A 13,467-nucleotide genomic window follows, 5' to 3' on the forward strand; every position below is an offset into this window, starting at 1 on the left:
TCACATCCGGAAGACGCCGAAGTTGGACGTGCCTCGCACTGGCGCATTCGTGATGGCGGACAAGCACATTCCCAGCACGGTGCGGGTGTCACGCGGGTCGATCACCCCGTCGTCGTAGAGCCGGCCGGACAGGAACATCGGCAGCGACTCCGCCTCGATCTGCGCCTCGACCGCACTGCGCAGGGCGGCGTCGGCCTCCTCGTCGAACTGCTGGCCGCGCGCCTCGGCGGCCGCGCGGCTGACGATGGATAGCACGCCGGCCAACTGCGCGCCGCCCATCACGGCGGACTTGGTGCTGGGCCAGGCGAACAGGAACCGGGGGTCGTATGCCCGTCCGCACATGCCGTAGTGGCCCGCGCCGTAGGACGCACCGATCAACAGCGAGATGTGCGGCACGGTGGAATTGGACACGGCGTTGATCATCATCGAGCCGTGCTTGATCATCCCGCCTTCCTCGTACTGCTTGCCGACCATGTACCCGGTGGTGTTGTGCAGGAACAGCAATGGCGTGTCCGCGCGGTTCGCGAGCTGGATGAACTGGGTCGCCTTCTGCGACTCCTCGCTGAACAGCACGCCGCGGGCGTTGGCGAGGATGCCGATTGGGAAGCCGTACAGCGTCGCCCAGCCGGTCACCAGCGAGCCGCCGTAGAGCGGCTTGAACTCGTCGAACTCCGAGCCGTCGACGATGCGGGCGATGATGTCGTGCGGGTCGAACGGGATGCGGAGATCGGCGGGCACGATGCCGACGAGTTCCTCGGCATCGAACAGCGGCTCGGTCACCGGGCCGGGCCCGGGCCCCTGCTTGTGCCAGTTCAGCCGCGCCACGATGCGGCGCCCGATCCGGATCGCGTCAAGCTCGTCGATCGCGAAGTAATCCGCCAGACCCGAAGTGCGGGCATGCATTTCGGCACCGCCGAGCGACTCGTCGTCGGACTCCTCGCCGGTGGCCATCTTGACTAGCGGCGGACCTGCCAGGAACACCTTGGAGCGCTCCTTGATCATCACCACGTGATCGGACATGCCGGGGATGTATGCCCCGCCCGCGGTGGAGTTGCCGAATACCAGCGCGATGGTGGGAATGCCCGCCGCGGACAGCCGGGTCAGGTCGCGAAACATCTGCCCGCCGGGGATGAAGATCTCCTTCTGGGTGGGGAGGTCCGCTCCGCCGGATTCCACCAGTGTGAGCACGGGCAGCCGGTTCTCCAGCGCGATCTGGTTGGCGCGCAAGGTCTTCTTCAACGTCCACGGGTTACTGGTGCCGCCCTTGACGGTCGGGTCGTTGGCGACGATCAGGCACTCGACGCCCTCGACCGCGCCGATGCCCGTCACCACGCTGGCACCCACGGTGAAGTCGGTGCCCCACGCCGCCAACGGGCTCAGCTCCAGGAAGGGCGAGTCCGGATCGAGCAGCGCCTCAATGCGTTCCCGCGGCGTCATCTTGCCGCGAGCGTGGTGACGCTCGACGTACTTGGCACCACCGCCCGCGAGCGCCTTGGCGTGCTCGGCGTCGAGTTGGGCGAGCTTCTCGGTCATCACCGAGGCCGCCTCGGCGTAGGCCGCCGAAGCCGGGTCGAGAGTGGATCGCAGCGCCGTCATGACTGGTATCCCAGCGTTTTCGCCGCCAGCGCGGTGAGGATTTCGGTCGTTCCGCCACCGATGCCGAGGATGCGCATGTCCCGGTACTGGCGTTCGATCTCGGACTCGGCCATGTATCCCAGGCCGCCGAACAGCTGCACCGCCTGGTTGGCGACCCACTCGCCGGCCTCGACGGCGGTGTTCTTGGCAAAGCACACGTGCGGGATCAGGTTCGTCGTGTCCCCGGCGAGCTGACGCTCCACGATGTGACGGGTGTACACCCGGGCCACGTCGACGCGGCGGGCCATTTCGGCGAGCGTGCTCTGCACCGACTGCCGCGAGATCAACGGTCGGCCAAAGGTTTCCCGGTCGCGGCACCACTGCACCGTCAGGTCCAGACAGCGTTGTGCGCTGGAATACGCCTGGGTGGCAAGGCCGACGCGTTCGGAGACAAAGGCCGCGGCGATCTGGGCGAAGCCGCTGTTCTCGCCGCCGATGAGGTTGGCCGCCGGAACGCGGACGTCGGTGTACGACAGCTCGGCGGTGTCAGACGACCGCCAGCCCATCTTGTCCAGCTTGCGGGTGACCTCGAAGCCCGGTGTGTCCTTCTCGACGACGACCAGTGAAACCCCGGCCGCGCCAGGGCCGCCGGTGCGGGCGGCGGTCACGACGTAGTCGGCGCGTACGCCGGAGGTGATGTAGGTCTTGGCGCCGTTGACGATGTAGTCGTCGCCGTCGCGGGTGGCGCGCGTGGTGAGGTGCCCGACGTCGGAGCCGCCACCCGGCTCGGTGATCGCCAGCGATCCGATCTTCTCGCCGCGCAGCGTGGGCCGCACATACTTGTCGATGAGCCGCTCATCGCCGGAGGCGATCATGTGTGGCACCGCGATACCGCTGGTGAACAACGACGCAAACACCCCGCCGGGCGACCCGGCGTAATGCATCTCCTCGCAGATGATCACCGAATCGGCGCCGTCGCCGCCGCCACCACCCACCGCCTCGGGCAGCCCGGCGCCCAGCAGTCCGGCGTCACCGGCCTTGCGGTGCAGCTCGCGCGGCAGCAAGCCGGTGTGCTCCCATTCGCCGACGTGCGGCAGCACTTCGCGTTCGGCGAACGCGCGCACCGTCTTTCGCAGCTCTTCGCGTTCGGGTGTGTGCCAGATGCTCATGTCAGGAAGCTTTCAGGTATGTCGACGTGCCGGCTGCGCAGCCACTCGCCCAGGCCCTTGGCCTGCGGGTCGAACCGGGCCTGATAGGCCACGCCCTGGCCGAGGATGTCGTCGATGACGAAATTCACCGCCCACAGGTTCGGCAGCACATGGCGGGTGACCGGCAGATCGGCTGTCTCGGGCAGCAATTCGCGCAGCTTCTCGACCGTCATCGCGTGTGCCAGCCAGCGCCAGTGCTCGGCGGTGCGCACCCACAGACCGACGTTGGCGCTACCGCCTTTGTCGCCGCTGCGTGCACCCGCGATCACACCCAGTGGCGCGCGCCGCGTCTCGCCGAACGGCAGCGGCTCCGGCAACGCGAATGGCGGAACCGCCGCCAGCTCGAGGGTCTGGGCGGCCGGTGCTATCTCGGTCCGGCTGCCGTCCGCGTGCACCGCCACATGGGGCACCTGGTCGGCGGGTACGAAGCCCGCGGTGAACACGCCGTACACCTGACCGTCACCCGGCGGTGCGGTGCTGGTGAAGCCCGGATAGCTGGCCAGCGCCAGTTCCACAGCGGCCGAAGAGAATTGCCGGCCGACATTGGCGGGGTCGGGATCGCGGACCACGCAGTGCAGCAGCGCGCTGGCGGCCTCCTCGGTGTCGGCGTCAGAGTGGTCGGTACGCGCCAGCGTCCATTCCAGTTCGGCGGGCTTGACGGTCAGGCCAGTTTCCAGCTGGCGCCGCACCAGATCGGCCTTGGCGTCGATGTCCAGACCGGTCAGCACAAACGTCATCTGGTTGCGGAACCCGCCGATCGTGTTCAGCGACACCTTCAGCGTCGGCGGTCGCGGCTCGCCCTTGGCGCCGCCGATCCGCACCCGGTCCGGCCCGTCGTCGGACAGCTCGATGGTGTCGACCCGCAGCGTGACATCAGGATTCGCATAACGCGCACCGCCGATCTCGTAGAGCAGCTGGGCGGTGACGGTGTCGACGCTGACCAGCCCGCCGGTTCCGGCGTGCTTGGTGATCACCGACGATCCGTCCGCGTTGATCTCGGCCAGCGGGAATCCGGGATGCGTCAGGTCGGCGATCTCGGTGAAAAACGAATAGTTGCCGCCGGTGGCCTGCGCACCGCACTCGATGACGTGGCCGGCGGCCACCGCGCCCGCCAGCTGGTCGTAATCGGTTCGGCCCCAACCGAAATGGGCGGCTGCGGGTCCGACAATCACGGAGGCGTCGGTGACGCGACCGGTGACCACGACGTCGGCGCCGTTGTTGAGGCAGTCGACGATGCCCCACGCGCCGAGGTAGGCGTTGGCCGCAAGCGGGTTGCCGAACCCGAATTCCTCGGCGCGATCCACCAGGTCATCGCCCTCGACGTGGGCGACGTTGACGGACAGACCGAGCCGATCGGCCAGGGCCCGCACCGCGCCGGCCAATCCCGCCGGATTCAGCCCGCCGGCGTTGGCCACGATCCGCACACCCTGGTCGAGCGCGGTGCCCAGGCACTCCTCGAGCTGGGTCAGAAAGGTCTTCGCGTAGCCGCGGTCGGGCGACTTGGCGCGGTCGCGGGCCAGGATCAGCATGGTCAGCTCGGCGAGATAGTCGCCGGTGAGATAGTCCAGGTCGCCGCCGGTCAGCATTTCCCGCATCGCCGACAGCCGGTCGCCGTAGAAGCCCGAGCAGTTGCCGATGCGGACCGCAGACGTCACGCGTCCTCCCATCGCCTCGATGTGCCAACCAACCGGTAGGTTAACCGGTACCTCCGGTCTCGCGCCATGGAGCCATCGGCTTAGCCTTCGAGCCTGCCATCTACAGCGACGCCACGCGTAGTGCCAGTGCTGCGACAGATAGGAGCATGAGCACGACAGGCGTTGCAAGGTTGGCGGTGTCTTTCGCACGGAGATGGAACCCGACCGCAAGCGCGAAATAGAGGATCAATCCCGCCGCCACCAAGACGCCCATGGGCGACCACCACTGGCCGACGAGCAGTCCGGCGGCGGCGATGAAAAGCACGGCCGCCAGCCCGTTGAGCCAGCTCTCGGGCACCCCGGCGCGGACATAACCTTCCACGACGTTGGGCCGGTGCGTGAGCTTGAGCGCGGCGGAATAGCAGATCAATGCGGCGAGAAGAGCCGAGACGAGAACCGACGCGATGAACATGGCATCAATCTATACATTCGTATAGATTGAAATGCAACCCTCAGGAGTGATGCGCATGAGTCCGCAGCGAAGCAACCACGACCAGCTGATCGAAGGCACGATCCGTTGTTTGGAGCAGCTCCCGGCCGAGCGCGTAACCGCCCGCGCGATCGCCGACGAGGCCGGCGCGAACCTCGCCTCGATCGGCTATCACTTCGGCTCGAAGGACGATCTCGTGACGGCCGCGGTCATCGAGGGCCTTGACCGTTGGCTCGCCGAGATCGAGCGCATGCTCGGCGATCTTCGGTCAACCACGGCCGCGGAGCGTTTTCGTCGGGCAAACGTCATCATCGAGGAAACCCGGCAACGTCACACCGGCCTCGCGCAAACCTTCTTCGCCGCCGTGGCCAAGGCGCCGCACGACGCCCTCGTCCGAGAGCAACTCGCCGAGGGTTTCCGCAAGACTCGCCCGGCCGTTGCCGCCCTGCTTGAGCTCGGAAAAGACCAAGCAGCACTCGACGCCGCCGGCCTGGCGCTCGCACAGTTCTATGGGTTGCTGCTCCAGACGCTGCTCGACCCCGCGCTCGCAATTGACGGCGACCGGCTCCAGCAAGCTCAGCAGCGGCTCTCTCGACTCACGCCTACGGAGCAGCAATGACGCGAACGGCCGCGGCGGAGCTGCCGCTCATACCCATCGGGCGCGGGCCGCGCGGTCAGCTAGTCGGCGCGCAGCGCCGCAGGCGCCTGGCGATCGTCGCGGGGTTGTGGTCCATAGGAATCACGCCGTCGGTGCTGGACTTGTCGCTGCCGTTGAAGGCGGTCGGCGTAGGCCTGATCTTTCCCGGAGCCGGGGTTCTCTACCGCGGCAACGTGTGGCTCTTCCTAATCGTGCTCGCCCTAACCGCGATCGCCATCTTCCGGATGTGGGTCATGGCCGATCACCTCAGCCTGCCGGCGCTCTACCTAGGCTCCGTGGTCGTCGCAGCATTGCTGCCAGGCGACACCGCGTGGACATGGGTCGCATGGGGCGCGCCGTGTGTGGCCGCAGCGTCAATCGCCATCATCGAAGCACTGCAGTGGATGGCGTATCTCCGCGCCCGCAGGATCGGACGGGAACGCAACGCCTACCTTCAAAACCAGTCCGCGCGAATCGATTTCGCCTGTTTCTCATCGGGCGATCCGCACGTTGTCGAATCGACGCTCGACGAATTGCGACTACAGCGATGGGTTCTCGATCATGCCCTACAGCCGTTGGACGACTGGGATGTATACGACTGGTCCGAGAAAGCGCAACGAGATCCCCGCAGCGTCCGATATCAACTCAACTGGCTGCAGTGGGCCCTGGCGATCGGCCAATTCACCCGTACGCCGGCATTTTCCGGCTATGTCGCCGAGGGTCAACGCCGACTCATCGAGCGCATGCGTGACCGGCGCATCTGGGGATATTGGCGCAGTGAGAACCTCGGTGGCAACCTCGACCTCAACGCCGACCCGGTCCGGAAAGACAACATCATGTTCTCCGGCTACCTGGAGTTGATGGTCGGCACCTACGCCGCGCTCAACTCCGATCGCCGATATGACGCGCCCGGTGCACTGACATTTGCGTGGGACGACGACCGCCGATTCGTATACGACCACGCCGGATTGTCGGATGTCATTGAGGACAACTTCCGCACCTCGCGGCTGGGGCTGTTCGCCTGTGAGCCGACTTTCGTGTTCCCGATTTGCAACACCATCGGGCTGCTCGGCCTGGCCTATCGCGATGTCCTCGACAACGGTCAGCGGGCGGCACGGTTGCTTCCCCGCTTTGCGCGCTCGCTCGACGAAGAGTTCACCGCCGCCGACGGGGACCTGCATGTGGCGCTCTGCGATCGCTACGGATTCCGAGCAGTCCCCTTCCGCGGAACCGACCTGACGGGACAGCACGGGTTTTATCTGCGCCCGCTCCTTCCCGGCGTCAGCGAGAGGATCTGGAGGGTTAGTCGGCGAGAGCTTGTAGAGACCCGAGCGTTCGCACGAGACCGAGCGCGCGGGCGGTCCACGTATCTCGGCGACTGGGGCAGCAAGAAGGCGTCGCTGGCCATCCTGTTCATGTCGTTGGCCTCGCAGTCCAGGGAGTTCGGCGACGACGACGTTCACCGCGAGGTCATCGACACCGCCCGCGAGGCGTTGGGCTGGCGCGTAGAGAACGGAGTCGGTTGCTACGAGCGGGTATCGCGGGTAGGTAACGCTCAACTAGCGCTGGCGCAGCTCAACCGGCGCGACGGCTGGCTAGAGATGTTGCGATCCCCACGCCCTCGCGCATGGGATCACGGGCCCCGCCTCGCCGATGTCGGCTATCCCGAAGTCCTTGTCGCAAAGGCGGTCGCACGCGACGATCGCATCGATTTGGTGCTATATCCGGGCAGCGCACCCGGTAGGCGCGACCTCTACCTCGACCGCCTGCTGCCCCGCGTCCGTTACCGCACCCCCGGGGCCATCACGGACAGCCTGACTGCGGACGCCACCGGAAAAGCCACCGTCACGGTCGATATCGAGAAGCGTCTGGAGCTGGTGATCACCGCCGATTAGAGGAGACGAACAATGGCATGTTGTGTACTCATCGCCGCAGCCTTTGCCGGGGTGTTAGGGCTGATCCTGCGGCGCCGTCGGGGTGACGACGCGGCGAATGTGCGGGTTGCGCCACCGTCGTATGTGCCGCCCGATGCGACTTGGGCGCGCTGATCGGCGCTCAGCGCGCACGGTAGCGCGCCGAAATCGCTGGTTTGGAGGCTACGCAGGTCACCGGCTATCCTGAAGGGCAATTGCCGGCGCCGTTCGTTCGCCCGGCAGCACCCTCAAGAGGAGAGCTCGATCATGGCTGTGCCCAAGCGCAGGATGTCGCGCGCGAATACCCGTAGCCGGCGCGCGCAGTGGAAGGCCAAGCGCGCCGAACTCGTCGGTGTCACGGTCGCAGGCCAGCAGCACAAGGTGCCGCGCCGCCTGCTAAAGGCCGCTCGGCTGGGCATGATCGATCTGGACCGCCGCTAGTTTGTCGCTCGCCGCTGCGGCGAGCCTCTCAGGTCGCTCTCAGGCGATGGGTTAACACTGGTGGCCGTGCGAATTCTTGTCGTTGACGACGACCGTGCGGTGCGTGAATCGCTGCGCCGCTCGCTGTCCTTCAACGGCTATTCCGTGGTGTTGGCCCAGGACGGCGTCGAAGCACTCGACCTGATCGCCAGCGACCGGCCCGACGCCGTGGTGCTCGACGTGATGATGCCGAAACTGGACGGCCTGGAGGTATGCCGTCAGCTGCGCAGCACCGGCGACGACCTGCCCATCCTCGTGCTGACCGCCCGCGATTCGGTGTCCGAGCGGGTCGCCGGCCTGGACGCCGGCGCCGACGACTATCTACCCAAGCCATTCGCACTCGAAGAACTGCTGGCGCGGATGCGCGCACTGCTGCGCCGCACCACCCCCGACGACGCCGCCGACTCCCCGGCGATGACGTTCTCCGACCTGAGCCTGGACCCGATGACCCGTGAGGTGATCCGCGGTCAACGCCAGATCAGCCTGACTCGCACCGAGTTCGCCCTGCTGGAAATGCTGATCGCCAACCCCCGGCGCGTGCTCACCCGCAGCCGCATCCTCGAGGAGGTGTGGGGATTCGACTTCCCGACCTCAGGAAACGCTCTCGAGGTGTATGTCGGTTATCTGCGTCGCAAGACGGAAGCGGAAGGGGAGCCACGCCTGATCCACACCGTGCGCGGGGTGGGTTACGTGCTGCGTGAGACACCGCCCTGATGACCATGTTCCGGCCGCGGCGGCCGCTGCAGTACGCCACGCTTCCTGCGACCCCCTCACTGTCACTGCGCTGGCGGGTGATGTTGCTCGCCATGTCGATGGTGGCGATGGTGGTTGTACTGATGGCCCTCGCCGTCTACCTCGTCGTCTCTCGGGCGCTCTACGACGACATCGACAACCAGCTACACAGCCGGGCCCGACTGCTGATCGAAAGCGGGTCGCTGGCCGCCGATCCCGGCAAGGCGATCGAAGGCACCGCCTATTCGGACGTCAACGCGATGCTGGTGAATCCGGGCCGGTCCATCTACACCGCCAACCAGCAAGGCCAGACCCTGCCCATCGGCGAGCAGGAGAAGGACGTGGTGTCCGGCGAGCTGTTGCTGTCGCTGCGCACCGCCAACCATCAACGCGTGCTGGCGGTACACCTAAACAACGGGAGCTCGCTGCTGATCTCCAAGAGCCTGGCCCCCACCGGCCAGGTGCTCAAACGGCTCGGCACGGTGCTGCTGATCGTCGGCGGCGTCGGTGTGGCCGTTGCCGCCTTCGCCGGTGGCATGGTGGCCCGCGCAGGCCTGCGGCCGGTGGCCCGACTCACCGAAGCGGCGGAGCGGGTGGCCCGCACCGACGACCTGCGACCCATCCCGGTGATAGGCAGCGACGAACTCGCCCGTCTCACTGAGGCTTTCAACATGATGCTGCGTGCCCTGGCCGAATCCCGCGAGCGTCAGGCCCGGCTGGTGACGGACGCCGGTCATGAGCTGCGTACACCGTTGACGTCATTGCGCACCAATGTCGAGTTGCTGATGGCCTCGATGGCACCCGGCGCGCCGCGGTTGCCGGAGGACGAGATGGCCGAATTGCGTGCCGACGTGATCGCGCAAATCGAGGAATTGTCCACGCTGGTGGGCGATTTGGTGGACCTCAGTCGGGACGATGCCGGCGGCATTACCCACGAGCCGGTCGACATGTCCGAGGTCTTCGATCACTGTCTGGAGCGGGTTCGCCGTCGCCGCAACGACATTGACTTCGACGTCTCGGTGATCCCATGGCAGGTGCACGGCGACGAGGGCGGCCTGTCGCGAGCCGTGCTGAACGTGCTCGACAATGCGGCCAAGTGGAGTCCGCCCGGTGGCCGGGTGGGCCTGCGCCTGACCCAGATCGACCCTTCGCACGCCGAACTGGTCGTCTCCGACCACGGCCCGGGCATTCCGCCACAGGAACGGAGGCTGGTGTTCGAACGGTTCTTCCGCTCGACCTCCGCGCGGGCCATGCCGGGCTCGGGTTTGGGGCTGGCGATCGTCAAACAGGTGGTGCTCAAACACGGTGGCGCGCTTCGGGTGGACGACACCGTGCCGGGCGGCCAACCCCCTGGCACATCGATCTATATGCTGCTACCCGGGCGGCCGATGACCGCGACACGGCCCTCGGAGGATGTCACGAAACCGGTAGTCACCGTCGACAATGGGTAATGGGTCGGGTAACGAGGGCCTCGAAGTCTGGGGATGTGCCGAACGTTCTCTAAGTGGATTCTCAGCACGCCCGGGCACTTTGGGGGAGCAGTCCTTCGTTGTCGACTTGTCGGAACCAACTGTGAGGAAGAGCCCGTAGCGATATGACGAATCACCCGAGGTATTCACCGCCGCCGCCCCACCCGGGCCGTCGGCCCGCCAATGAGCACACGGCGGTTTATCCCGGTCCGCACGGGCATGGAGGCTACCAACAGCAGCAGCCCTACGACTGGCGATATGCGACGCAGCAGCCGCAGCAGCAGGGCTACCGGCAGCCCTACGATCCATACCCCCGGGCGCCCCAGCCGCCGCACCTGCCCCAGCGCCCCCCGGAGAAGCGTTCGCGCGCGGGAGCTCTGACCGCCGGGGCGCTGGCGGTTGCCGTGGTATCTGCCGGCATCGGCGGCGGTGTTGCTTTGCTCGCGCAGCCGGATCACCCGACCGTCGGAAGCGCGTCAACGATCGGTGCGGCGCCGAGTATGCCCGCCGCCAACCTGCCTGCCGGATCGGTCGAACAGGTCGCGGCCAAGGTGGTGCCCAGCGTCGTAAAGCTGGAAACCGACATGGGGCGCGCGTCCGAGGAGGGTTCCGGGATCATCCTCTCCTCCGACGGTCTGATCCTGACCAACAGCCACGTGGTGGCGGCCGCCAAGGGCGGGCCGGAGACGACGGTGACGTTCAGCGACGGCCGCACCGCCCAATTCTCCGTCGAGGGCGCCGATCCGAGTAGCGACATCGCCGTTATTCGCGCGCAAGGCGTTTCGGGCTTGACCCCGATCACGCTCGGCTCCTCGGCGAACCTGCGGGTCGGCCAGGACGTGGTGGCCATCGGGTCGCCGCTGGGGCTCGAGGGCACCGTCACCACCGGCATCATCAGCGCACTGAACCGGCCGGTGTCGGCAGGCGGAGACGCCAGAAACCAAAACACGGTGCTCGACGCCATCCAGACCGACGCCGCGATCAACCCCGGTAACTCGGGCGGCGCGCTGGTCAATATGAATGGCGAACTGGTGGGCGTGAATTCGGCCATCGCGACCCTCGGCGATTCGGCCGAGGCGCAGAGCGGCTCGATCGGACTGGGCTTCGCCATCCCGATCGATCAGGCCAAGCGCATCGCCGACGAGCTGATCCAGAACGGCTCCGCCTCCCATGCGTCGCTGGGCGTTCAGGTCGGCAACGACGCGGGCACCCACGGTGCCAGGATCGTCGAGGTCACCAATGGGGGAGCGGCCGCAGCGGCCGGCCTGCCCAGCGGTGTCGTGGTGACGAAGGTCGACGACCGAGTGATCGGCAGCGCCAACGCGCTGGTTGCCGCGGTGCGGTCGAGGGCGCCGGGCGAGAAGATCACATTGACCTACCTCGACGCGTCGGGCAAACCGCAGACCGTGCAGGTGACGCTCGGCAAGGCGGAGCAGTGATCACTGCCACGGGTCGGCCCGCGTTGAGAGTGGCCGCGCCGCTGTCCGTGTCCGGATATACGGTTGCAGGCATGGAACAGCCAGGGGAGTTGGTTGGCCGGGCGCTGGTGGTCGTCGTCGACGACCGCACAGCTCACGGCGACGAGGAGGATCACAGCGGTCCGCTGGTCACCGAGCTGCTCAACGAAGCTGGTTTCGTTGTCGACGGTGTCGTGGTGGTGTCCGCCGACGAGGTGGAGATCCGCAATGCGCTCAACACGGCGGTCATCGGGGGTGTCGACCTGGTGGTGTCGGTGGGCGGCACCGGTGTCACCCCGCGTGACGTGACACCCGAAGCGACCCTCGACATCCTGGACCGCGAACTCCTCGGCATCTCCGAGGCGCTGCGCGCCTCTGGGCTTGCGGCCGGCATCGTCGACGCCGGGCTGTCGCGCGGCCTGGCCGGAATCTCCGGCAGCACTCTGGTGGTCAACATCGCCGGATCGCGATCCGCGGTCCGCGACGGGATGGCGACCCTCAACCCGCTGGCCGTCCAGATCATCGGCCAGCTATCGAGCTTGGAGATCTAACCGATGCCGTCGGTCCGCACCGCGCGGATTGGGCAACAGTCCGCAGTGTTACGCGCAGGTGAACGGCGGTATCCGGCCGAATGTGATCTTCGTCACACCGGGGGGCCAACTGTGACGAAGGCGCCGAAGCCGCTGCGTAGTGCAGTTAACAAGTTCTTCGGCGAGGCGCTGCCGGAGATCGCAATTGACGAGCGCGAAAGTAATTCGCCTGACGACGACGCCGCCCACGACAGATGGATGCGGGACAATGCTCCGCCTCACCACGGTTGAGCTGTGACTTTGCGTTAAGCGTGGGAAACGCCGGACGACCTATCGCCGACAGCACCTGTCATTGGTGTGCGAAGCCAAGCCAATCCTTACGGCCACTGGTTGGCGTCCGCCAGTTGGATCCCGCAACCAGGGACCCCAGCAGGCCCCTCTAGCAAACATTCGGCAGGCACCGACACGAGGGCTGGCTCGGATTCTCACGCGTTGCCGGTGCGATGTCCCCCCGATATGTTCCTCGTGTCAACGATGAGCGAAACGTAAGAGCAACTTGTGAGGTTTCTAATTCGACCCACCAGGGCTTCTTGCGGGGTGTGTTGTGTAGCCAGGGGAACGCACCAATAACAACTCGGTGAACACCGGTATCACCGACCACATAGCTAGGGAGAACATGAGGGCAATCAGTCGGGTGCTGATCGCGATGGTCGTGGCGATCGCGGCCCTGTTCACGAGCACGGGCGTCTCTCACGCCGGGCTGGACAACGAGCTGACCCTGGTCGACGGCCAGGATCGGACCCTGACAATCCAGCAGTGGGACACCCATCTGGAGGGCGTGTTTCCCCTGGACCGCAACCGGCTGACCCGCGAGTGGTTCCATTCCGGTCGGGCTAAGTGGATCTGCGGCGGCCCGTGCGACGAATTCGAGGGCACGCTGGAGCTCGGCTATCAGATCGGCTTCCCGTGGTCGCTGGGTGTGGGCATCAACTTCAGCTACACCACGCCGAACATCCTGTTCGACGACGCGGCCCTGTACGCCCCGAACGCCGATGCCCTGCCGTTCAACCAGATCATTACGCCCAACATCTTCCCGGGTGTGTCGATCAGCGCCGACCTGGGCAACGGCCCGGGCATCCAGGAAGTCGCCACCTTCTCGGTGGACGTCACCGGTCCGGCCGGTGGTGTGGCGGTGTCCAACGCGCACGGCACGGTGACCGGCGCGGCCGGCGGTGTGCTGCTGCGCCCGTTCGCCCGGCTGATCGCCAGCACCGGGGACAGCGTCACCACCTACGGCGAGCCGTGGGACATGCAGTAACTCCCCTGCAGGTCATGCAAACAG

13 protein-coding genes are annotated in these 13,467 nt (G+C 66.6%); 9 read left to right on the forward strand and 4 right to left on the reverse strand.

Annotated features, from left to right (window positions below; all coding sequences use genetic code 11):
• The 4 genes from ACRDU5_RS17980 to ACRDU5_RS17995 all read right to left on the reverse strand — a co-directional run bounded on the left by ACRDU5_RS17980 (position 1) and on the right by ACRDU5_RS17995 (position 4,889).
• A complete protein-coding gene (locus ACRDU5_RS17980; RefSeq protein WP_526616046.1) occupies positions 1-1,596 on the reverse strand; it encodes an acyl-CoA carboxylase subunit beta in 1,596 nt (531 codons plus the stop codon).
• Positions 1,593-2,744, reverse strand: coding sequence for an acyl-CoA dehydrogenase family protein (locus ACRDU5_RS17985; protein ID WP_526616047.1), 1,152 nt, complete (start codon positions 2,742-2,744; stop codon positions 1,593-1,595). The genes ACRDU5_RS17980 and ACRDU5_RS17985 overlap by 4 nt, the downstream gene beginning before the upstream one ends.
• Positions 2,741-4,438 carry an acyclic terpene utilization AtuA family protein gene (locus ACRDU5_RS17990; protein ID WP_526616048.1) on the reverse strand — a complete coding sequence of 566 codons (1,698 nt, stop codon included), beginning with the start codon at positions 4,436-4,438 and terminating at the stop codon, positions 2,741-2,743. The genes ACRDU5_RS17985 and ACRDU5_RS17990 overlap by 4 nt, the downstream gene beginning before the upstream one ends.
• A gap of 100 nt (positions 4,439-4,538) precedes the next feature.
• Positions 4,539-4,889, reverse strand: a complete 351-nt coding sequence (locus ACRDU5_RS17995) for a DoxX family protein (protein ID WP_526616049.1) — start codon at positions 4,887-4,889, stop codon at positions 4,539-4,541.
• A 55-nt stretch (positions 4,890-4,944) separates the two neighbouring features.
• On the opposite strand from ACRDU5_RS17995, the gene ACRDU5_RS18000 reads away from it, so the two are divergent.
• The 9 genes from ACRDU5_RS18000 to mspA all read left to right on the forward strand — a co-directional run bounded on the left by ACRDU5_RS18000 (position 4,945) and on the right by mspA (position 13,443).
• Positions 4,945-5,526 (forward strand): TetR/AcrR family transcriptional regulator, encoded by a 582-nt coding sequence (locus tag ACRDU5_RS18000; protein WP_526616051.1) that lies wholly within the window; start codon positions 4,945-4,947, stop codon positions 5,524-5,526.
• On the forward strand, positions 5,523-7,439 hold the full coding sequence (locus ACRDU5_RS18005) for a linalool dehydratase/isomerase domain-containing protein (RefSeq protein WP_526616053.1): 1,917 nt from the start codon (positions 5,523-5,525) through the stop codon (positions 7,437-7,439). The genes ACRDU5_RS18000 and ACRDU5_RS18005 overlap by 4 nt, the downstream gene beginning before the upstream one ends.
• Before the next feature lie 285 nt (positions 7,440-7,724).
• Positions 7,725-7,898: a 50S ribosomal protein L32 gene (gene rpmF, locus ACRDU5_RS18010; protein ID WP_526616054.1), complete on the forward strand. Its 174-nt coding sequence runs from the start codon at positions 7,725-7,727 to the stop codon at positions 7,896-7,898.
• 66 nt (positions 7,899-7,964) lie between these two features.
• The gene (locus tag ACRDU5_RS18015) at positions 7,965-8,651 is read left to right on the forward strand and encodes a response regulator transcription factor (protein ID WP_526616056.1); all 687 of its coding nucleotides are present in this window, start codon (positions 7,965-7,967) and stop codon (positions 8,649-8,651) included.
• Positions 8,652-8,656: 5 nt separating this feature from the next.
• On the forward strand, positions 8,657-10,120 hold the full coding sequence (locus ACRDU5_RS18020) for a HAMP domain-containing sensor histidine kinase (RefSeq protein WP_526616065.1): 1,464 nt from the start codon (positions 8,657-8,659) through the stop codon (positions 10,118-10,120).
• Between the two features lie 143 nt (positions 10,121-10,263).
• Entirely contained in the window at positions 10,264-11,577 is a 1,314-nt protein-coding gene (locus ACRDU5_RS18025) for a S1C family serine protease (protein ID WP_526616057.1), read from the forward strand.
• A gap of 23 nt (positions 11,578-11,600) precedes the next feature.
• Complete coding sequence (locus tag ACRDU5_RS18030; protein ID WP_526616066.1) at positions 11,601-12,146, forward strand: MogA/MoaB family molybdenum cofactor biosynthesis protein; 546 nt, start codon at positions 11,601-11,603, stop codon at positions 12,144-12,146.
• 111 nt (positions 12,147-12,257) lie between these two features.
• Positions 12,258-12,416, forward strand: coding sequence for a hypothetical protein (locus tag ACRDU5_RS18035; RefSeq protein WP_526616058.1), 159 nt, complete (start codon positions 12,258-12,260; stop codon positions 12,414-12,416).
• 385 nt (positions 12,417-12,801) lie between these two features.
• Positions 12,802-13,443, forward strand: a complete 642-nt coding sequence (gene mspA / locus ACRDU5_RS18040; RefSeq protein WP_526616060.1) for a porin MspA — start codon at positions 12,802-12,804, stop codon at positions 13,441-13,443.
• Positions 13,444-13,467: the final 24 nt, after the last annotated feature.

It is taken from the genome of Mycobacterium sp., from assembly GCF_050701515.1.
Classification (GTDB): domain Bacteria; phylum Actinomycetota; class Actinomycetes; order Mycobacteriales; family Mycobacteriaceae; genus Mycobacterium.